This window comes from Streptomyces sp. NPDC000880, from assembly GCF_053599675.1.
Genome location: NZ_JBSFMS010000127.1, coordinates 1 through 20,585, shown reverse-complemented (window position 1 = coordinate 20,585; position 20,585 = coordinate 1). Strand labels below are relative to the sequence as shown.

The window sequence follows — 20,585 nt, the reverse complement described above, 5'->3', positions numbered from 1 at the left end:
CGTGGGGGCACCTCCCAGCGGTAGCTGGGGAGTGCGTGCCAGGCGTCGCGGGGTGGGGGCACCTCCCAGGCGAAGCTCTGGGGGAGGGACCTCTAAAACACGCCCTGGCCGTACGGGAGGTGCTGCCGCTCCGACATCAGTCGCACCTCCCGCGATGCGGAGCGGCAGCAAAAGACTTCAGCAGTCGCGCAGTTCGGGCGACTGGTTGAGCAATTGGCCCCGCACGGAAGTAAAGCGGGCGAGCCGCTCATCCACCGAGGAGTCCAGCGGGAACACCGCTACGCGGTGGCAGTTCTGGAATGCCAGACGCACCCCGAAGTGCCGCTGGAGCGCACCGCGAATCGCGTCACTCGCGAGCGCGCGCAGCAGCTGACCACGTGCCTGCTCGTCCGGCGGAGGCGTCTGGTTGTCGGCGAAGTCGCCGCCGTCCACCTTCAGCTGAGCCACCAGAGAACTGATCATCTCCCATGCGAAGGGCAGGGAGGTCCGGACGCAGTCGACGAAGGCATCTTCGTCGACCTCGCCTCGCTCGGCCTGTTCCAACAGCGCCGGTGAGACGTCGAGCGACATGGGTTCTCCTCTCGCGACCCCGGTGAACGGGGTCTTACGGGCAGGGAAGGAGGATGACGGACAACGACGGCATACGAACGACGCATGACGACGCAGAGTGCACGACCGACGACCTCTTGCTTCCACCGTAAGTGCGCTGTCCGGAGCGCACCAGGAGATTGGGAACACAACCGGCCAATTACGAACGGGGCTTCCGGGGCGAATCGCGCGCAGCGGCGTGTGTCGAGTAGCGTTGCCGACCATGCGTCTTGTCATCGCCCGCTGCTCCGTCGACTACGCGGGCCGGCTCACCGCCCACCTGCCCTCCGCTCCCCGTCTGATCCTGGTCAAGGCAGACGGCAGCGTCTCCATCCACGCGGACGACAGGGCGTACAAACCACTGAACTGGATGTCCCCTCCTTGCACACTCAAAGAGGGTGACGACAGCGTCTGGACCGTCATCAACAAAGCGGGCGAGAAACTGATCATTACGATGGAGGAAATCCTCCACGACTCCTCGCACGAACTCGGCGTGGACCCTGGCCTGATCAAGGACGGTGTGGAGGCGCACCTCCAGGAACTGCTCGCCGACCGCATCGAGACGCTGGGCGAGGGATACAGCCTGATCCGGCGTGAATACCCCACGGCCATCGGCCCGGTGGACATCCTGTGCCGGGACTCCGACGGCGCGACCGTGGCCGTCGAGATCAAGCGGCGCGGTGAGATCGACGGGGTCGAGCAGCTCACGCGCTATCTGGAGCTGCTGAACCGCGACCCCCATCTGGCGCCGGTGAAGGGCGTGTTCGCGGCGCAGGAGATCAAGCCGCAGGCGCGGGTGCTGGCGACGGACCGCGGGATCGGGTGTGTGGTGCTGGACTACGACGCGCTGCGGGGCATCGAGGACGACAAGCTCAGGCTGTTCTGAGGACAGTACTGATACGGGTACGGGGACGGCCCCGGGCGGCGATGCCGCCCGGGGTCGTCCTGCGTTCTCGTGGCCGTCAGATGACGGGCGCGCTGCTGGAGCTCGCGGAGGACGCGGGGGCGCTGCTGGTTGTGATCGGGGCGCTGGCGGAGGTTGACCCTTCGGGCGTGGTCGCCGTGTCCGACGGCGCCGGGCTGGTCGGCGTGGTCGGCGGCGTGGTCGGCGTGCTCGAAGACGAGGAGGTAGATGGAGTCGGCTTACCCGGCGATGGGGTCGGCTTCGTCGTGGGCTTACTCGACGACGACGGCTCGCTGCCCGGCTTCGACGAACTCGGCGACGGCTCGGTCCGCGGCTTCGACGGGTCGCCCGCCGACGGGCTGGAGCCCGGCGTCGCCGTCCCCGTCGGGTCCGACCCGCCCGGGCGGCGGGTCGAGCCGTCGGTCGGCTCGTCCGCAGGCAGGCCGTTGTCCGCGTCGTCCTCGTTCGCGGACTGGCCGTTCCTGACCTTGCCGCCGGGCGGGTCCTCCTGGTCCGAGGTCGCCCCGAGTGTCACCACCGTGCCGAGCACCGCGGCGAGCAGCGCGCCCGCGCCCGCGGCGACCACGTTGCGGCGGGCGCCGCCGATGATGGAGAGGGCGCCGCGCAGCTTCGTGCCGCCCGCGGGCGACTCCCGCCGCGCCACCAGCGTGGCCTCCCGCGGCTTCCGCGCCACCAGCGTGGCCTCCCGCGGCTTCGACTGTCCCGAGGCCCCCAGCGGCAGCACAGCCGCCGGTACGCCTCCGGGCGGCGACGCCGACTCCTCGTAGCGCGCGGCCCGCACCTCCTCGCCCGCCGGGGTGCGTCCGCCGAGTACGGGGCCGCCCGCGCGGTCCGCGACGAGCGCCAGCGCCCTGCGTCCCGCGACGGTGCCACGCTTGTCGGCGAGAGCCCCGCGCATGCCGATCGAGGTCTCCAGCTCGGCGCGCGCCCGCTCCAGGCTGCCGGCGCAGAGCGCGAGTACGCCCAACTCATGGTGGAAGTACGCCTCTTCGGCCACTTCGCCCGATATCCGGGCCGCCTCGGAGCCGATCCGCAGGGCCCGCTCCCAGGCGCACCAGTGCAGCCCCGCCGCGAAGGCGGGTGCGGCGCTGCGGGCCAGCAGTACGGCAGCGCTGGGGTGTCCGGCCTCCGCCCCCGGAACCAGCGCGGTCAGCGCAGCGATGACGGCGTCCGCCTCGGCCACCGCCCGCCCGGGGGGGACGGAGGGGTGTCCGGCCCACCAGGCGTAGTGCTGGGCGGCGGTGTGGGCGTGGGCGACCGCGTCGTCGGCGTAACCCTTCTCCGTCAGCTGGGCGATCACGCCGGCCGCCAGCCGGTAGCGGGGGCCGACCGGGGAGAGCAGCCCGCAGTTCATCAGCTCGCCGAGCGCGGCGTCCGCGCGCGTGTCACCGATGAGCGCCGGCAGATGCGCCTGGTGCGGGACCTCACCGCCGAGTGCGACGGCGAAGCGCAGGGTCTCGCGGGCGGACTCGCTGAGCCGGGAGGCGAGCAGCCCCGCCGGCGCGGCCCCCTCGCCCAGCGTCGGCAGCGGGACCTCGGCACCCTCCACCGAGTCGAAAGCTCCGTACGCGTCGAAGTCCTCCGGGTCGGAACGCAGGCTGTCGCACTGCCGCAGCAGCGCGCCCGCCTGTACGAAGCGCAGCGGCAGGCCCTCGGACTCGAACCAGAGGTCGCCCGCCCAGTTCGCCTCGTCCTCGGTGAGCGGCCGTTCCACGGCGCGCCGCAGCAGCTCCAGCGAGGCGCTGCGGCCGAGGCCCGCGAGGAAGACCTCTTCGAGGTGCGAGTCGGCGGCGGGCGCCGCGATGTCGGGTGTGGCGGCGACCAGGAAGGCGCACTCGGGCGCGGCATCCAGCAGCTCGCCGAGGGCAGCGCCGCCGAACTCCAGGTCGTCGAGTACGACTATCGCGCCGATGTCGCGTACGTACTCGAGCAGCCCCGCCCGGCCGGGCCGGTGCCGCGAAGCGTTGTGGACGACGGCGAAGAGGTCGTACAGCAGCTCGGTGGGGGTGCGGTGGTAGCCGCTGAGGCGTACAACTCCGTCGGGTGCGAGGTTCGCGCAGTCTTCGGCGACGGTGTCGAGCAGGGCGCTGCGCCCGGAGCCCGCGGGCCCGGTGAGCCGCACCGAGCGACCGCGGCCCAGCAGCCGTACCAGCCGCTCGCGCTCCTCGTCGCGCTCGAGCAGCGGGAGCCGCGGCGCGGGCGGGCCCGCCGGCACGGGCGGCTGCGCCGCGCGCTGCCGCTCGGTGCGCTCCTCGGCGCTGTACCGGGTCGGCCGCGCGGGCAGTTCTCCCCCATGGCCTTCGGCCTGGGGGGTGCCCCCACCGGGCGGGCAGGGTTCTATCTCGCTGCCGTCGACGGGGTTGACCGTGAGCAGGAAGTCGCCCGTGACGAGCCGGACGGTACGGGCGAGCGCCGGCGCGGACTGTCCGAAGTCGGGTGTGCCGGCGTCGCGCTGGGGTCGCGCCTGTCCCGCGCCCTCGCCGAAATTGTCGTTGTCCATGGTCCAAGCCCCCCAGATGTGCCGTGCTTGTCACACGGGTACGTCAATTCGGCAGGCGACCGAACCCTAGACGTTCGCTCAGTATCTACGAACGGCCGGGGTGCCACCCCGCCCGTGACGTCACAGTCTCATGAGGATTGCGAGCGTCGTACGGTTCACACCCGAGGGAGCGATTCGGCCGCGAGGCCGCCTTCGATGGCGAGGATGCGGTGCAGCCGGGTGGCGACGAGCAGTCTCTGCATCTGTGGCGGCACACCGCGCAGCACCAGCCGGCGACCGCACCGGCCGGCCCGCCTGTGCGCGCCCATGATGACCCCGAGCCCGGTGGCATCCCAGGAGTCGAGGTCGGTCAGGTCGAGCACGAGGTCGCCGACTCCGTCGTCGACGGCCGAGTGCAGGACCGTACGGGCGTCCGCCGCGCTGCGGACGTCGAGGCGGCCCCCGACGACCAGCTCGGCGTGGTCGCCCCTGATGTGCATATGCGCTCCCCGTGAGTGCTTTCAGTGCCCTGTGTCTGGCTTCGGTTTTTCTGCGTCGGCGCTGCTGTCTTGCTTCTTCTGTCTTCTTGTCTTGCAACAACTGACTGCCGTATGGGCAAGGAAGTTGCCGTCTGTAAGCGAACCGATACCGAATTCACTCCAGAGAGTGATACCAAACCGGTCAATGAGGGTCAGTGCTTGTAAAAGCCCTGCCCGCTCTTGCGGCCGATGTCACCCGCGTCCACCATCCGGCGCATCAGCTCCGGCGGCGCGAACTTCTCGTCCTGGGACTCGGTGTAGATGTTGCTCGTGGCATGCAGCAGGATGTCCACGCCCGTCAGGTCGGCGGTGGCGAGCGGCCCCATGGCGTGGCCGAAGCCCAGCTTGCAGGCGATGTCGATGTCCTCGGCGGACGCGACACCCGATTCGTAGAGCTTGGCAGCCTCGACGACCAGCGCCGAAATGAGGCGGGTGGTGACAAAACCGGCGACGTCGCGGTTGACGACGATGCAGGTCTTGCCGACGGATTCGGCGAACTCCCGTGTGGTGGCGAGAGTTTCGTCGCTGGTCTTGTAGCCGCGTACCAGCTCGCACAGCTGCATCATCGGGACGGGCGAGAAGAAGTGCGCACCGATGACGCGGTCCGGACGCTCGGTCACCGCCGCGATCTTCGTGATCGGGATGGCGGAGGTGTTGGAGGCGAGGACGGCGTCGTCCCGTACGAGCTTGTCGAGCGTACGGAAGATCTCGTGCTTGACTTCGAGCTTCTCGAAGACCGCCTCGACGACGATGTCCGCGTCGGCGGCGGCGTCCAGGTCGGTGGTGGTGGTGATACGCGCCAATGCCGCCTCGGCGTCCGCCGCTTCGAGCTTGCCCTTGGAGACGAACTTGTCGTACGAGGCCTTGATACCGTCCGTGCCACGGGTCAGGGCCGCGTCGGTGACATCGCGCAGCACGACCTCCCAGCCCGCCCGGGCCGAGACCTGTGCGATACCGGACCCCATGAGTCCGGCGCCGATGACGGCGAGCTTCCTGGCCACTGCGGCACCCCTTAACCCCTGTTTACATTGCGGCTCTCCGGCGGAGGTTAGCGCTCGTGGGCGGCCATGTGGCGGTGAAGAGATGCGCGTCACGTCTCAGATGACGGACATCACACTGGTGCGGCCCATCAGGGGTCACCTACCGCGTACTTGAGCACCTTCTCCCCCAGCACGTCCTCCTTGTCGTGAGGAGGTCCAGGGCCTCGCGGGAGACGTCGTCGGGTTTGCGGCCGGCGGCCGTCTCGCGGCCGGTCACCCCCCGCACCCCCTGATCCGGCCTGATCGACCGGACAGAATCTAGGCTGGGTGCATGGTCAATCTGACGCGCATCTATACCCGTACCGGCGACCGGGGCACGACAGCCCTCGGCGACATGAGCCGCACCGCCAAGACCGATCTGCGGATCGCCGCGTACGCCGACGCCAATGAGGCCAATGCCGTCATCGGCACGGCCATCGCCCTCGGGCAGCTCCCGCAGGAGGTCGTAAAGGTCCTCGTCCGCGTCCAGAACGACCTGTTCGACGTGGGCGCGGACCTCGCCACCCCGGTCGTCGAGAACCCGGAGTATCCGCCACTGCGGGTCGAGCAGTTCTACATCGACAAGCTGGAGGCGGACTGTGACCGCTTCAACGAGGAGCTGGAGAAGCTGCGCAGCTTCATCCTGCCCGGCGGTACACCCGGGGCGGCGCTGCTGCACCAGGCCTGCACGGTCGTACGGCGTGCGGAGCGCTCGACCTGGGCGGCGCTCGAGGTGCACGGGGAGACGATGAACCCGCTCACCGCGACGTATCTCAACCGCCTCTCCGACCTTCTGTTCATCCTGGCCCGCACGGCCAACAAGGAGGTCGGAGACGTGCTCTGGGTGCCGGGCGGCGAGCGCTAACGCTCAATGCGCACGGTCTCGCGCTCGGACTTCGGGGCCTGCTTCGGGAAGAGCGTGTAGCTCCCCGCGATGATCACGTTGATGCCGAGAATGCAGGAGGCGGTGCGCACGGTGGCGCGCGGCGAGGAGCTGATCGCGCCTGCTGTGACCCGTCGGCTGATCGCGGAGTTCGCGACGCCGACTCCCCCGCGATCCCCGGACGCGCCCGACCCCGCGATCCTCGATGCGCTGACCCGGCGCGAGCGCGAGGTGCTGTCGTGCCTCGGCGAGGGCATGTCGAACGCCGAGATCGCGGGACGCCTCGACATGGCGGAGGCGACGGTGAAGACCCACATGAGCCGACTGCTGGGCAAGCTGGAGCTGCACAGCCGGGTCCAAACCGCGGTTCTCGCACAGGAGTTGGGCATCTGATCCCCTCCCCTACCCCACCTCTCACACCTTTGGTCTGGACCTATTGACGATTGGTCCAGACCTTCCTACTCTCACCGCAAACACACGCTGCGGTGAGCCACGCAGGGTGCGCAGTGCACGGACCACCCCCGATCGCCCGGACCTCCTCGAGGAGCACCCGTGAACACGCAACCCCCACTGCACAGCACCAGATTCAGACTCAGATCCAGAGCCGTCGCGGGACTGACCGCACTGCTCCTCCCGCTGGCCGCCATGGTCGGCCTCGCCTCCCCCGCCGAGGCCGCTCCCTCGGCGACCGCCACCTACGCCAAGGTCTCCGACTGGGGCACCGGCTTCGAAGGCAAGTGGACGGTGAAGAACACCGGCACCACATCGCTCAGCTCCTGGACCGTCGAGTGGGACTTCCCCTCGGGCACCGCGGTCACCTCCGCCTGGGACGCGGACGTCACCAGCTCCGGCACCCACTGGACCGCCAAGAACAAGTCGTACAACGGCACTCTCGCCGCGGGCGCATCCGTCTCCTTCGGCTTCAACGGCACCGGCACCGGCGCCCCCTCCGGCTGCAAGCTCAACGGCGCCTCCTGCGACGGCGGCGGCGTCCCCGGCGACAACCCGCCATCCGCCCCCGGCACCCCGAGCGCGTCCGACATCACCAACACCTCTGTGAAGCTGGCCTGGACCGCCGCCACCGACGACACAGGCATCAAGAACTACGACGTACTGCGTGACGGCGCCAAGGTCGCGACGGTGACCGGCACGACGTACACGAACACCGGGCTGACCGCCGGTACCGACTACTCGTACACCGTCCAGGCCCGTGACACCGCCGACCAGACAGGACCGGTCAGCGGCGCTCGCGCTGTCCGCACCACCGGCGGTGGCGGCGACCCGGGCCCCGGCCCCGGCTCCACGGTCAAGCTCGGCTACTTCACCGAGTGGGGCGTCTACGGCCGCAACTACCACGTGAAGAACCTGGTGACCTCCGGCTCCGCGTCCAAGATCACGCACATCAACTACGCCTTCGGCAATGTCCAGGGCGGCCGCTGCACGATCGGCGACGCCTACGCCGACTACGACAAGGCGTACACCGCCGACCAGTCCGTCGACGGCGTCGCCGACACCTGGGACCAGCCGCTGCGCGGCAACTTCAACCAGCTGCGCAAGCTCAAGGCCAAGTACCCGCACATCAAGGTGCTCTGGTCGTTCGGCGGCTGGACCTGGTCCGGCGGCTTCGGCCAGGCCGCGGCGAATCCGGCGGCCTTCGCGCAGTCCTGCTACGACCTGGTGGAGGACCCGCGCTGGGCGGACGTCTTCGACGGCATCGACCTGGACTGGGAGTACCCCAACGCCTGCGGTGCGTCCTGCGACACCAGCGGGCCTGCCGCTTTCAAGAACATGATGCAGGCGATGCGCGCCAAGTTCGGTACGGGCAACCTGGTCACCGCGGCCGTCACGGCGGACGCCTCGTCCGGCGGCAAGATCGACGCCGCCGACTACGGCGGCGCGGCCCAGTATCTCAACTGGTACAACGTGATGACGTACGACTTCTTCGGTGCCTGGGCCGCACAGGGCCCGACCGCCCCGCACTCCCCACTCACCTCGTACCCCGGCATCCCGCAGGCGGGCTTCAACTCCGCCGAGGCGATAGCCAAGTTCAAGGCGAAGGGCGTGCCGGCGGCCAAGCTGCTGCTCGGCATCGGCTTCTACGGGCGCGGCTGGACCGGAGTGACCCAGAGCGCACCGGGCGGCTCCGCGACCGGGGCGGCCCCCGGCACGTACGAGCAGGGCATCGAGGACTACAAGGTGCTCAAGAACAGCTGCCCGGCCACCGGCACGGTCGCCGGCACGGCGTACGCACACTGCGGCACCAACTGGTGGAGCTACGACACCCCGGCCACCGTCAGCTCGAAGATGAGCTGGGCGAAGGGGCAGGGCCTGGGAGGCGCGTTCTTCTGGGAATTCAGCGGTGACACGACGAACGGAGAGCTGGTCAGCGCGATCAACAGCGGTCTGAACTAGCTCGGCTCACAACGAAGCCCGGGAGAACGGTCTCCCGGGCTTTGTGATGCCTCTGGGCAACATTGGCTCTCCCCCAGACTTCGTCCAGGGGCACCCCCAACCAACGAGCAGCCCTATTTAGGCAACATTGACTCGTTGGCCTGGCGGTGCTGCCTCCAGCCAGGCGAGGAAGCCGGTCAGCGCGTCCTCGCTCATCGCCAGCTCCAGCCGCGTGCCCCGGTGCAGACAGCCCAGCACCACCGCGTCTGACAGCAGCGCCAGCTCCTCCTCGCCCTCGGGAGTACGGCGCGCGACGACCTCGATCGCCGAGCGCTCCAGGACACGCCGCGGGCGGGGGGCGTACGAGAAGACCCGGAACCACATGATCCGGTCACCGCTGTAGCGGGCGACGCCATACACCCAGCCCTTGCCGGAGAGGTCGGTCTCCTCCGGGACATTCCAGCGCAGACTGCAGTCGAAAGTGCCGCCCGAGCGCTGGATCAGCCGCCGCCGCAGTCCGAAGACGAACAGCCCGACCGCAACCAGCGCGACGACGACCAGGCCGCTCACAAGCAGAGCGAGGAACATCTCCACCGACCTCCTCGCATCGTTTTCGTCCTAGTCCCACACGCAATCCCACGTGCACCTGCATTGCCTCAGCCGCGGCACGGTCTGGAGAAATCCAGCCCGGGCCGCGGCTGAGACTGTCCGGGGATCGCCCCCCAGACCCCCGAAGGGACTGTCGGCGGGGTACTCAGTGCACCGCCACCGCACGCAGCCGGACATCGGCGCGCCGCTCGGCGGCGGCGTCCTCGTCCGACTGGGCGCGCTCCAGCGCACGCTCCGCGCGCCGGGCGTCGATCTCGTCCGCCAGCTCGGCGATCTCCGCCAGCAGGGACAGCTTGTTGTCGGCGAACGAGATGAAACCGCCGTGCACCGCGGCAACGACAGTCCCGCCCTCGCTCGTACGGATGGTCACCGGGCCCGACTCCAGCACACCGAGCAGCGGCTGGTGACCGGGCATGACGCCGATGTCGCCGGACGTGGTGCGCGCGACGACCAGGGTGGCCTCGCCGGACCAGACACTGCGGTCCGCGGCGACCAGCTCGACATGCAGCTCAGCAGCCAAAGGTGGCTCCTCGGGTCACCACCCGGCACATCTGCCGGGTGTTGGGTCAATTCTAGTAGGCATACGAAGGGGGGCAGGACGCACCCCGCCCCCCTTCACGAGTCAGCGGCTCAGGAGACGCCGAGCTCCTTGGCGTTGGCCTTGAGGTCCTCAATGCCACCGCACATGAAGAACGCCTGCTCAGGGAAGTGGTCGTACTCACCGTCGCAGATCGCGTTGAACGCGGTGATCGACTCCTCGAGCGGCACGTCCGAACCGTCCACGCCGGTGAACTGCTTGGCGACGTGGGTGTTCTGCGACAGGAAGCGCTCGACGCGACGGGCACGGTGGACAACAAGCTTGTCCTCCTCGCCCAGCTCGTCGATACCGAGGATCGCGATGATGTCCTGGAGGTCCTTGTACTTCTGCAGGATCCCCTTGACGCGCGTGGCGGTGTCGTAGTGGTCCTGCGCGATGTAGCGCGGGTCCAGGATCCGGGACGTGGAGTCCAGCGGGTCCACGGCCGGGTAGATGCCCTTCTCGGAGATCGGACGGGACAGAACCGTCGTCGCGTCGAGGTGGGCGAAGGTGGTGGCCGGGGCCGGGTCGGTCAGGTCGTCCGCGGGAACGTAGATCGCCTGCATCGAGGTGATCGAGTGACCACGCGTCGAGGTGATGCGCTCCTGCAGCAGACCCATCTCGTCGGCCAGGTTCGGCTGGTAACCCACCGCGGACGGCATACGGCCGAGCAGGGTGGACACCTCGGAGCCGGCCTGGGTGTACCGGAAGATGTTGTCGATGAAGAAGAGCACGTCCTGCTTCTGCACATCGCGGAAGTACTCCGCCATGGTCAGACCGGCCAGGGCGACGCGCAGACGGGTGCCCGGGGGCTCGTCCATCTGACCGAAGACAAGCGCCGTCTTGTCGATGACGCCCGACTCGCTCATCTCGTCGATGAGGTCGTTGCCCTCACGGGTACGCTCGCCGACGCCCGCGAACACCGACACACCGTCGTGGTTGTTGGCGACGCGGTAGATCATTTCCTGGATCAGAACGGTCTTGCCGACACCGGCGCCACCGAACAGACCGATCTTTCCACCCTTGACGTATGGGGTGAGAAGGTCGATGACCTTGATGCCCGTCTCGAACATCTCGGTCTTGGACTCGAGCTGGTCGAAGCTGGGGGCCTTGCGGTGGATCGGCCAGCGCTCGGTGGTCTCGTTGTTCGCCTCGGGTACGTTCAGCACCTCACCGAGGGTGTTGAACACCTTACCCTTGGTGAAGTCGCCGACCGGGACGGTGATTCCCGCACCGGTGTCGGTCACCGCGGCCTGGCGAACCAGACCGTCGGTGGGCTGCATCGAGATGGCGCGCACGATGCCCTCGCCGAGGTGCTGGGCAACCTCGAGCGTCAGCGTCTTGAGCTTGCCGTCCTCGGCAGGGTCGGCGACCTGAACGGTCAGCGCGTTGTAGATGTCCGGCATCGCGTCGACGGGGAACTCCACGTCGACGACCGGGCCGATCACCCGGGCGACGCGGCCCGTGGCAGCGGCCGTCTCAACTGTCGTCGTCATTACCTGTCACTCCCCGCGGTCGCGTCGGCCAGGGCGCTGGCGCCACCGACGATCTCGCTGATTTCCTGGGTGATTTCGGCCTGGCGGGCCGCGTTGGCAAGCCGGGAGAGGCTCTTGATGAGCTCACCGGCGTTGTCGGTCGCCGACTTCATCGCGCGGCGGGTGGCAGCGTGCTTGGAAGCAGCGGCCTGGAGCAGCGCGTTGTAGATCCGGCTCTCGACGTAGCGCGGCAGCAGGGCGTCGAGGACGTCCTCCGCCGACGGCTCGAAGTCGAACAGCGGAAGGATCTCGCCCTTGGTGCCGGACTCTTCCGCGGCCTGCTCGAGACTGAGCGGCAGCAGCCGGTTCTGCACCGGTGTCTGAGTCAGCATCGAGACGAACTCGGTGAAGACGATGTGGAGCTCGTCCACGCCGCCCTCGGCCGTGTCCTGCTGGACGGCGGCGATCAGCGGTCCCGCGACCTTCTTGGCGTCGGCGTAGGTCGGGCTGTCGGTGAAGCCGGTCCACGACTCCGTGACCTTGCGCTCACGGAAGCCGTAGTACGAGACACCCTTGCGGCCGACGATGTAGCTGTCGACCTCCTTGCCCTCCGCGCGAAGCCGCTCGTTGAGCTGCTCCGCCGCCTTGATGGCGTTGGCGGAGTAGCCGCCGGCCAGACCGCGGTCGCTCGTGATGAGCAGGACCGCGGCGCGGACCGGCGCCTCCGTCTCGGTGGTCAGCGGGTGCTTGGTGTTCGACCCGGTCGCCACCGCCGTCACCGCGCGGGTGAGCTCGGTCGCGTACGGCGTGGAGGCCGCCACCTGGCGCTGCGCCTTGACGATGCGCGAGGCGGCGATCATCTCCATCGCCTTGGTGATCTTCTTGGTCGCGGTGACGGATTTGATGCGACGCTTGTAGACCCGGAGCTGGGCTCCCATGAGTCAGGTCCCTTCCGTCGTCACTTGGCCGTGCTGGTAGGCGGAGCGTCTTCGCCCAGAAGCTTGCCGTCCGATGTCTCGAACTGACGCTTGAAGGCGGCGATCGCGTCGCCGATGGCCTGGAGCGTGTCGTCGGACATCTTGGCGCCCTCGGCGATGCTGGTGAGGAGCTCCTTGCGCTCGCGGCGCAGGTACTCGAGCAGCTCGGACTCGAAGCGGCGGATGTCCTGGACCGGGACGTCGTCCATCTTGCCGGTGGTGCCGGCCCAGACGGAGACGACCTGCTCCTCGATGGGCATGGGCTGGTACTGAGCCTGCTTGAGCAGCTCGACCATGCGCTTGCCGCGCTCCATCTGCGCCTTGGAGGCCGCGTCCAGGTCGGAGCCGAAGGCGGCGAACGCCTCGAGCTCGCGGTACTGGGCGAGGTCCACACGAAGCCGGCCGGAGACCTGCCGCATGGCCTTGTGCTGGGCGGAGCCACCCACACGGGAGACCGAGATACCGACGTTCAGGGCCGGACGCTGGCCGGCGTTGAACAGGTCGGACTCCAGGAAGCACTGGCCGTCGGTGATGGAGATGACGTTGGTCGGGATGAACGCCGACACGTCGTTCGCCTTGGTCTCGACGATCGGGAGGCCCGTCATCGAACCCGCGCCCATGTCGTCCGACAGCTTCGCGCAACGCTCGAGGAGACGAGAGTGCAGGTAGAAGACGTCACCGGGGTACGCCTCGCGGCCCGGCGGACGGCGCAGCAGCAGCGACACGGCGCGGTAGGCGTCGGCCTGCTTCGACAGGTCGTCGAAGATGATCAGGACGTGCTTGCCCTGGTACATCCAGTGCTGGCCGATGGCCGAGCCGGTGTACGGCGCCAGGTACTTGAAGCCGGCCGGGTCGGACGCCGGGGCGGCGACGATCGTCGTGTACTCGAGCGCGCCCGCCTCCTCCAGCGCACCGCGCACGGACGCGATGGTGGAGCCCTTCTGGCCGATGGCGACGTAGATGCAGCGGACCTGCTTCTTCACGTCGCCCGAGCGCCAGTTGTCGCGCTGGTTGATGATCGTGTCGACGGCCAGAGCGGTCTTGCCGGTCTGACGGTCGCCAATGATCAGCTGACGCTGGCCACGGCCGATCGGCACCATGGCGTCGACGGCCTTGTAGCCGGTCTGCATCGGCTCGTGCACCGACTTACGGACCATGACGCCAGGGGCCTGCAGCTCGAGGGCGCGGCGGCCTTCGGACTCGATCTCGCCGAGACCGTCGATCGGGTTGCCGAGCGGGTCGACGACGCGACCCAGGTAGCCCTCGCCGACAGCGACGGAGAGAACCTCACCGGTGCGCTGCACCGGCTGGCCCTCCTCGACACCGCTGAACTCGCCGAGGACGATCGCACCGATCTCGCGCTCCTCGAGGTTGAGGGCGAGACCAAGGGTGCCGTCCTCGAACTTCAGCAGCTCGCTCGCCATGGCCGAGGGAAGACCCTCGACCCTCGCGATGCCGTCGCCGGCGCTGCTGACCGTACCGACCTCCTCGCGCGAGGCCGCGTCCGGCTGGTACGACTGGACAAAGTTCTCCAGCGCGTCCCGGATCTCCTCCGGCCGGATCGTGAGCTCCGCCATCTGGGTTCCCTGCTCTCCTTGTTGGGCCCGAAGTTTCTTAAGGGGTCTGGGGGCCGACCCCCAGGAATCTTCTGCAATCTCTGCACGGCCCAACCGGGCCGCTCGTACTGCTGTGTTCAGTTGGTGGCTGGTCAGCCGGCGATGCGACGCTTCGCCTCGTCGAGACGGTCCGCGATCGTGCCGCTGATCATCTCGTCGCCGACGCGCACCTGGACCCCGCCGAGGACCTCGGGGTCCACGTCGAGGTTGAGGTGCATCTCGCGGCCGTAGATCCGCGCGAGGCCGGCGCCGAGGCGCTGCTTCTGCTGATCGGTCAGCGGCACCGCCGAGGTAACGACGGCGACCATCCGGTTCCGGCGCGCCGCGGCGAGCTTGGACAGGGAGTCGAGTCCCGCTTCCAGGCTACGTCCCCGGGGCCGGGTAACAAGACGGACAACCAGACGCTCGGTGACCGGATGGGCCTTCCCGCCGAGCAGGCTGCGCAGCAGCTCGCTCTTGGCGGACGCCGGAGCCGCTCTGTCGGTCAGCGCAGCCCGCAGCTGCGGGCTGGAGTCGATGATCCGGCCGAACCGGAACAGCTCGTCCTCGACGTCATCGAGCGCACCGGCCCGCTGGGCCGCGGTGAGGTCGGCGGTGGCCGCCAGCTCCTCGACCGAGTCGACCAGGTCGCGCGACCGCGACCAGCGGGAACGCACCATGCCGGAGATCAGGTCGATGGTCTCGCCGCCCACCTGACCGACCAGCAGGCGTCCCACCAGTTCGGCCTTGGCCTCGCCGGACTGCGCCGGGTCGGTCAGGACCCGACGCAGCGACACCTCACGGTCGAGCAGCGCGGTGACGGCATCGAGCTCCTCGGCGAGCTTGGCCACGTCGACCGACGTGTTGTCGGCGAGCGCGTCAAGAGACTCGCGTGCGGCAGCCAGCGCCTCGCGGCTCGCTCCGTTCATCGCGCGGCCTCGGCCTTCGAAGCGCTGTCCTCGAGTCCTTCCAGGAAGCGGTCGATGGTGCGGCTCTGCCGGGCGTGGTCCTGGAGGGACTCACCGACGAGCTTGCCGGCCAGTTCGACGGCGAGCTTGCCAACGTCCTGGCGCAGCGCCGCAGCCGCTGCCTTGCGGTCGGCCTCGATCTGGGCGTGGCCGGCCGCGATGATCTCCTCACGCTGCCGCTGGCCTTCCGCCTTCATCTCCTGGATGATCGCGGTGCCCTGCTCGGTCGCTTCCTGGCGCATCCGGGCGGCCTCGTGGCGGGCCTCGGCGAGCTGAGCCTTGTACTGCTCAAGCACGCTCTCGGCCTCGATCTTGGCCGCATCGGCCTTCTCGATGCCACCCTCGATGGCCTCTCGGCGCTCTTCCAGAACCCTGTTGATGTTCGGAAGAAGCTTCTTGGCGAGGAAGCCGAAGACGATGGCGAACGAGATCAGGCCGATGACGAGCTCGTCGAGATGCGGGATGAGAGGAGGCTGGGGCTCCTCCGCCGCCGCAAGGAACAGAGCGTTCACATCAGTGCCTTCCGTGAAAATGATCGGGCTGTCGTCGATACGGTTTAGTAGACGAAGCCCATGACGATGCCGATGAGGGCGAGCGCCTCACAGAAGGCGAAACCCATGATCTGGTTGGTACGGATCAGACCGGCCGCCTCAGGCTGACGGGCCAGGGCCTGGGTGCCGTTACCGAAGATGATGCCGACGCCGACGCCGGGGCCGATCGCAGCGAGGCCGTAACCAATCGAGGCAACGTTACCGTCGACAGCGGCGAGGGTCTGGAGAGCGGACATGCCGGTTCTTCCTTCTCTTTCAAGGACCCGGTGGGGGTTGGCCACCGGAGGACTGGTTGGAGTGGGCGGGTGGGACTTGCTCAGTGGTGCTCGGCGAGCGCGCCCTGGACGTAGCTGCAAGCCAGGAGGACGAAGACGTACGCCTGGACAGCCTGGATGAAGAGTTCGAAGCCGGTCATCACGACGGCCATCACGAAGGACGTGCCGGCGTAGATGAAGCCGATGCCGTTCGCCAGGTACCAGGTCGCGATCGCGAACATCGCGATCAGCAGGTGACCCGCGAACATGTTCGCGAAGAGCCGGACCGCGTGGGTGAAGGGCCGGATGATCATGTTCGAGAAGAACTCGAGTACGACGACCAGCGGGAGGATGGCACCGAGCGACTTGTCATAGCCGGTGATGTTCTTCCAGCCGCCGACGAAACCGTGCTTCTTGAAGGTGAGGCTGACCCACACGACGTACACGATCAGGGCGAGCGCCGCGGGGAAGGCGATGAGCGATGTCACCGGGAACTGGGCGAGCGGAATGATCGACCAGAGGTTCAGCATCCACACGAAGAAGAACAGCGAGACCATCAGCGGGACGTACTTCTCGCCGTCCTTCTTGCCGATGATTTCGTAGACGATTCCGCGCCGTACGAAGTCGTACCCGGCCTCACCGACCATCTGGAGCTTGCCCGGCACCAGCTTCGGCTTGTGGAAGGCGGCCCAGAAGAAACCGACGACCACGGCCGAACCCAGGAAGGCGAGCAGCATCGGCTTGGTGAATTCGAAGCCGGCCACCTTGAAAATGGGCTCGTACATGAACGTGTGCAGGCCCGGAGCCGGGAATCCGCATCCGGTGAAGATGTGGCAGCTCGCGTCAAAGGCAAGCGTTCGGTCAGCACTCACCGCGGGCTCCTTCAGCGTGGCGCATAGGTACGGCAACCTCGTTGTGTCGGCGCGGCGCGCAGCCGCGGTTCGGCACTGGACTGGTGGTCTTACGGATGTGGGGGCGGCGGATCGGCGTCGAGCCTCGCGCTGGGACAGGCGTCAGCTCGGGTGCCCGCGCGCGCAGTGCCGCAGTTGGCACCGGACGATAGCAGCATCCCGAACGGGCATTTATCCCGGCCCTACCCGTCATGACGCCGACCCCGTCTTCTCGGGCTTTTCGCCCTTCGAGGACTCGGGGTCGACGTAGAGGATCTTTGCCTTCAGGTAGGCACGGGCCTGTGCGGATACCCAGACGACGGTCACCGCGACGATGGTGATGGCGAAGACCTTGGGGTTGAACAGGGTGGTGTCCTTGAACACCGCCATGAAGATGAAGAGCAGCAGCAACTGTGCGGTGTAGAGCATCAGCCCCATGGCCTGGAACAGCTGCGGAAGCGACTTGGCCGTCCGCTGAAGCACGACCATTCCGATCCCCATGAAGAGGATGACCACCAGGGTGCCGACGGCCGCTCCGAGTGCTCCCTTGCCACCGGCGACACCCGCACTGATCGCAACGGCGACAGCGCCGACGACAGCGGTGGGTACGGCGGTTTGCAGGAGAGTCCGGACGTCGTTGGTCGGCATGGCGGCAGCTCCGCTTGCTGGTGGGGGCAGTGGTGTCGTCATGGACGAGCGTAATCCCGGTCCGAGTCGTGCCTCGGGGCCAACGGTCCGTCGCACCACGGTCCTTCGGCCCTGTCTCCGGGTCTCGTGAACCGTATCACAAACTATTTGAATAGGTCTTTACCCAGGTAGTGTGCCAACAGTCACACATGAGAGTGACCGCGCGCGTGTGTGCAGGACAAGCCATCGGTATGTCTGCTATTGGGCAGCCATATGGTGACTCATCAGCCGCGCGTTCCGGCCTTCCGTCGGTCCGGGAATCGCGAACGGGGGCCGATCGCGGTCGCCCCGTTGACGCCCACCGGGAACGGGGCGCGCTCCTCGGGCACCTCTTCGGTCTGCTCCTCCACTCTGTACGAGAGCGGGGGCGGCGTCTGGGGCAGCGTCTCGTGGCGCCGGTAGCGGGGCGGCACGAAGGCCTCCGCCCAGCGCGGTGCGCGGGGGGTGAAGCGGGGCAGCAGCAGAAGCACCAGGCCCACCGCGCTCAGCGCGACGATGAGCATCACGATCCACATCGACGCCGAGTGCACGGAGTACGCGACGACGCCGAAGGCGATCAGCGCCGACCAGAAGTACATGATCAGGACTGCGCGGCTGTGCGAGTGTCCGACCTCCAGGAGCCGGTGGTGGAGATGGCCTCGGTCGGCGGCGAACGGCGACTGTCCGTTCCAGGTACGGCGCACGATCGCGAGCACCAGGTCGGCGACCGGGATCGCGATGATGGTCAGCGGCAGCAGCAGCGGAATGAAGACCGGCAGTGCCGCGTGCGTGGCCTGGCGGGTGCTGCCCTCGAAGATCTTCAGTGCGTCCGGATCCACCTGGCCGGTCACCGAGATCGCCGCCGCCGCGAGCACCAGGCCGATCAGCATGGAACCCGAGTCGCCCATGAAGATCCGGGCGGGGTGCATATTGTGCGGCAGGAAACCCAGGCACATGCCCATCAGAATCGCGGTGAAAAGAGTCGCGGGGGCGGCCGCCTCGATCATGTACCCGAACCAGATCCGGTACGAGTAGAGGAAAAAGGCCGCGGCGGCAATGCAGACCATGCCGGCGGCAAGGCCGTCCAGGCCGTCAACGAAGTTCACCGCGTTGATGGTGATGACGACGAGCGCGACAGTCAGCAGGGTTCCCTGCCAGGAGGTCAGCGAGACCGTGCCGACGCCGGGGACGGGGATCCACAGGATCGTCAGACCCTGCATCACCATCACACCCGCGGCGATCATCTGGCCGCCGAGCTTGATCAGGGCGTCGATCTCGAACTTGTCGTCCAGGACGCCGATGATCCAGATCAGGGCGGCACCGGAGAGCAGCGCGCGCGGTTCGTTCGACAGCTCGAAGACGCTGTTCAGATTCTGCAGATGATCGGCGACCAGAAGTCCCGCGCACAGCCCGAAGAACATGGCGATGCCGCCGAGTCGCGGTGTCGGCTCTCGGTGTACGTCACGGGCGCGGATCTCCGGCATCGCTCCGGTCGCGATGGCGAACTTCCGCACCGGACCGGTCAGCAGATAGGTCACCGCAGCCGTGACACAGAGCGTCAGCAGGTAATCACGCACGGGCTGCCCCACAGGAATCGCTGGCCATCTCAGCCACACACCCTAGCTCTGGTAGCCACATGCTTGAGGACATACAGGGGGCGGCGATGGTTGCACGAGTTCGCGGCTACCCCGGATAAGGGGGAAATCTACCGGCCAGTGCGCGTACTTCCGCACGTACCTTCCGCGCTTCCTCTCCCTCTTCACGCATCGCCGCCGCGAACAGCGCGGCGATGCGTGTCATCTCGGCCTCGCCCATGCCCTGCGTGGTTACGGCGGCGGTGCCAAGACGGATGCCGCGACCGTCGCCGTACGGCAGGGCGCAGGTGTCGAGGACCAGTCCGGCCGCGGCGAGACGGCCGCGGGCCGCCCTGCCGTCCACGCCGAGCCGGGCCGGATCCGCGCTGATCAGATGGGTGTCGGTGCCTCCGGTCAGCACCGCGAAGCCTTCCGCCGCGAGCTCGTCGGCGAGCACCCGGGCATTGGCGACCACCCGATGGGCGTACGCCGTGAACGCGGGGGTCGCCGCCTCGCCGAAGGCGACGGCCTTGGCGGCGATCGTGTGCATCTGGGCCCCGCCCTGAGTGAACGGGAAGACCGCCCGGTCGATGCGCTCAGCCAGCTCCGACCCGCACAGGATCATCCCGCCGCGCGGCCCGCGCAGCACCTTGTGGGTGGTGGCGCACACCACATCGGCGAATGGGACGGGACTGGGCGCCGCGCCGCCCGCGATCAGGCCCATCGGGTGGGCGGCATCCGCGATGAGATACGCGCCGACGTCGTCCGCGATCTCGCGGAAGGCGGCGTAGTCGGGGTGGCGGGGGTAGGAGATCGAGCCGCAGACGATGGCTTTGGGCCGGTGCTGCCGGGCGAGGGTGCTCACCTGGTCGTAGTCGATGAGGCCGGAATCCGCCTCGACGCCGTATCCGACGAAGTCGAACCAGCGGCCGGAGAAGTTGGCGGGCGAACCGTGGGTGAGATGCCCCCCGTAGGCCAGGCCCATGGCGAGCACGGTGTCGCCGGGCTTGAGCAGCGCAGCGTATGCCGCGAGGACGGCGGAGGAGCCGGAGTGCGACTGGACATTGGCGTGGTCGGCGCCGAACAGGGCGGTGGCGCGCTCGACGGCAATCCGCTCGGCGGCATCGACGAGCTCACAGCCGCCGTGGTGCCGGGCGCCGGGATAGCCCTCGGCGTACTTGTTGGCGAGCGGGGAGCCGAGGGCGGCGAGGACCGCGGGCGACGTGAAGTTCTCGGCGGCGATGAGCTGAAGGCTGTCACTCTGCCGTCCCGACTCCCCCAGGATCACTTCGGCGATCTCGGGGTCCTGGCGGCGCAGGGCGTCGAAGTCGGTGTACGCCGTGGGGGCGGCGGTGGGTGCAGTGCTGACCGGCATCGTGGGCTCCGGGCCTCGCGTGGAGTTGCGGCCCCTCCAATGTAGGCCGGGGTGTGGCGGCCTGCCCGGTGCCGGGGGGATCTTTCCCCCGGACCTGCCCCTTCCCGACCGGGTTCAATCTGCGGCACCGCCGCGGGGGGCTGCGCCCCCAGACCCCGTACGCACTTCAGGCGTTGTCCTCAATCTCCGCCAGACTTCGTCCGGGGGAAGAGACCCAACGGGCTTGAATTTCCGCCGGTCCGGCGGAAAT

At 68.3% G+C, this 20,585-nt stretch carries 19 protein-coding genes and 1 pseudogene; 4 read left to right on the top strand and 16 right to left on the bottom strand.

From position 1 onward, the window contains the following. Window positions 1-177: 177 nt before the first annotated feature. Window positions 178-570: an SCO5389 family protein gene (locus ACWDO5_RS29485; protein ID WP_450533449.1), complete on the bottom strand. Its 393-nt coding sequence runs from the start codon at window positions 568-570 to the stop codon at window positions 178-180. A gap of 241 nt (window positions 571-811) precedes the next feature. On the opposite strand from ACWDO5_RS29485, the gene nucS reads away from it, so the two are divergent. Then, window positions 812-1,474, top strand: coding sequence for an endonuclease NucS (gene nucS / locus ACWDO5_RS29480; protein WP_307661055.1), 663 nt, complete (start codon window positions 812-814; stop codon window positions 1,472-1,474). 76 nt (window positions 1,475-1,550) lie between these two features. On the opposite strand, the gene ACWDO5_RS29475 is transcribed toward nucS, so the two are convergent. From ACWDO5_RS29475 to ACWDO5_RS29465, 3 genes are all read right to left on the bottom strand, one after another. Then, window positions 1,551-4,013 (bottom strand): ATP-binding protein, encoded by a 2,463-nt coding sequence (locus ACWDO5_RS29475; RefSeq protein WP_450533448.1) that lies wholly within the window; start codon window positions 4,011-4,013, stop codon window positions 1,551-1,553. A gap of 155 nt (window positions 4,014-4,168) precedes the next feature. Then, a complete protein-coding gene (locus ACWDO5_RS29470) occupies window positions 4,169-4,492 on the bottom strand; it encodes an STAS domain-containing protein (protein ID WP_100109176.1) in 324 nt (107 codons plus the stop codon). A 191-nt stretch (window positions 4,493-4,683) separates the two neighbouring features. Next, window positions 4,684-5,532 carry a 3-hydroxyacyl-CoA dehydrogenase family protein gene (locus ACWDO5_RS29465; protein WP_450533447.1) on the bottom strand — a complete coding sequence of 283 codons (849 nt, stop codon included), beginning with the start codon at window positions 5,530-5,532 and terminating at the stop codon, window positions 4,684-4,686. A 310-nt stretch (window positions 5,533-5,842) separates the two neighbouring features. On the opposite strand from ACWDO5_RS29465, the gene ACWDO5_RS29460 reads away from it, so the two are divergent. The 3 genes and pseudogenes from ACWDO5_RS29460 (at window position 5,843) to ACWDO5_RS29450 (ending at window position 8,845) form a co-directional block, all read left to right on the top strand. Continuing rightward, on the top strand, window positions 5,843-6,415 hold the full coding sequence (locus ACWDO5_RS29460) for a cob(I)yrinic acid a,c-diamide adenosyltransferase (protein WP_450533445.1): 573 nt from the start codon (window positions 5,843-5,845) through the stop codon (window positions 6,413-6,415). A gap of 96 nt (window positions 6,416-6,511) precedes the next feature. Continuing rightward, a pseudogene (locus ACWDO5_RS29455) lies at window positions 6,512-6,826 on the top strand (response regulator transcription factor); the annotation flags it as partial. A gap of 159 nt (window positions 6,827-6,985) precedes the next feature. Continuing rightward, on the top strand, window positions 6,986-8,845 hold the full coding sequence (locus ACWDO5_RS29450; protein ID WP_450533444.1) for a glycosyl hydrolase family 18 protein: 1,860 nt from the start codon (window positions 6,986-6,988) through the stop codon (window positions 8,843-8,845). Window positions 8,846-8,962: 117 nt separating this feature from the next. Here the strand turns inward: ACWDO5_RS29450 and ACWDO5_RS29445 are convergent, their stop codons facing one another. From ACWDO5_RS29445 to ACWDO5_RS29390, 12 genes are all read right to left on the bottom strand, one after another. After that, window positions 8,963-9,412 (bottom strand): DUF2550 domain-containing protein, encoded by a 450-nt coding sequence (locus ACWDO5_RS29445; RefSeq protein WP_450533443.1) that lies wholly within the window; start codon window positions 9,410-9,412, stop codon window positions 8,963-8,965. 166 nt (window positions 9,413-9,578) lie between these two features. Then, a complete protein-coding gene (locus tag ACWDO5_RS29440) occupies window positions 9,579-9,953 on the bottom strand; it encodes a F0F1 ATP synthase subunit epsilon (RefSeq protein WP_450533442.1) in 375 nt (124 codons plus the stop codon). 110 nt (window positions 9,954-10,063) lie between these two features. Next, window positions 10,064-11,506 carry a F0F1 ATP synthase subunit beta gene (atpD, locus tag ACWDO5_RS29435; RefSeq protein WP_450533440.1) on the bottom strand — a complete coding sequence of 481 codons (1,443 nt, stop codon included), beginning with the start codon at window positions 11,504-11,506 and terminating at the stop codon, window positions 10,064-10,066. After that, window positions 11,506-12,423 carry a F0F1 ATP synthase subunit gamma gene (locus ACWDO5_RS29430; RefSeq protein ID WP_450533439.1) on the bottom strand — a complete coding sequence of 306 codons (918 nt, stop codon included), beginning with the start codon at window positions 12,421-12,423 and terminating at the stop codon, window positions 11,506-11,508. The genes atpD and ACWDO5_RS29430 overlap by 1 nt, the downstream gene beginning before the upstream one ends. Window positions 12,424-12,443: 20 nt before the next feature. Then, window positions 12,444-14,039 carry a F0F1 ATP synthase subunit alpha gene (gene atpA, locus ACWDO5_RS29425; protein ID WP_450533437.1) on the bottom strand — a complete coding sequence of 532 codons (1,596 nt, stop codon included), beginning with the start codon at window positions 14,037-14,039 and terminating at the stop codon, window positions 12,444-12,446. 131 nt (window positions 14,040-14,170) lie between these two features. Further along, window positions 14,171-14,986, bottom strand: coding sequence for a F0F1 ATP synthase subunit delta (locus ACWDO5_RS29420; protein WP_450533436.1), 816 nt, complete (start codon window positions 14,984-14,986; stop codon window positions 14,171-14,173). Beyond that, window positions 14,983-15,537, bottom strand: a complete 555-nt coding sequence (locus tag ACWDO5_RS29415) for a F0F1 ATP synthase subunit B (RefSeq protein ID WP_450533435.1) — start codon at window positions 15,535-15,537, stop codon at window positions 14,983-14,985. The genes ACWDO5_RS29420 and ACWDO5_RS29415 overlap by 4 nt, the downstream gene beginning before the upstream one ends. Before the next feature lie 44 nt (window positions 15,538-15,581). Next, window positions 15,582-15,812: an ATP synthase F0 subunit C gene (atpE, locus tag ACWDO5_RS29410; RefSeq protein WP_450533434.1), complete on the bottom strand. Its 231-nt coding sequence runs from the start codon at window positions 15,810-15,812 to the stop codon at window positions 15,582-15,584. Window positions 15,813-15,892: 80 nt separating this feature from the next. Further along, window positions 15,893-16,702 (bottom strand): F0F1 ATP synthase subunit A, encoded by an 810-nt coding sequence (gene atpB, locus ACWDO5_RS29405; RefSeq protein WP_450533433.1) that lies wholly within the window; start codon window positions 16,700-16,702, stop codon window positions 15,893-15,895. 228 nt (window positions 16,703-16,930) lie between these two features. Continuing rightward, complete coding sequence (locus tag ACWDO5_RS29400; protein WP_450533432.1) at window positions 16,931-17,368, bottom strand: hypothetical protein; 438 nt, start codon at window positions 17,366-17,368, stop codon at window positions 16,931-16,933. 263 nt (window positions 17,369-17,631) lie between these two features. After that, the gene (locus tag ACWDO5_RS29395) at window positions 17,632-18,963 is read right to left on the bottom strand and encodes an MraY family glycosyltransferase (protein ID WP_450533431.1); all 1,332 of its coding nucleotides are present in this window, start codon (window positions 18,961-18,963) and stop codon (window positions 17,632-17,634) included. A gap of 106 nt (window positions 18,964-19,069) precedes the next feature. Further along, window positions 19,070-20,335 (bottom strand): serine hydroxymethyltransferase, encoded by a 1,266-nt coding sequence (locus ACWDO5_RS29390; RefSeq protein WP_450533429.1) that lies wholly within the window; start codon window positions 20,333-20,335, stop codon window positions 19,070-19,072. Window positions 20,336-20,585: the final 250 nt, after the last annotated feature.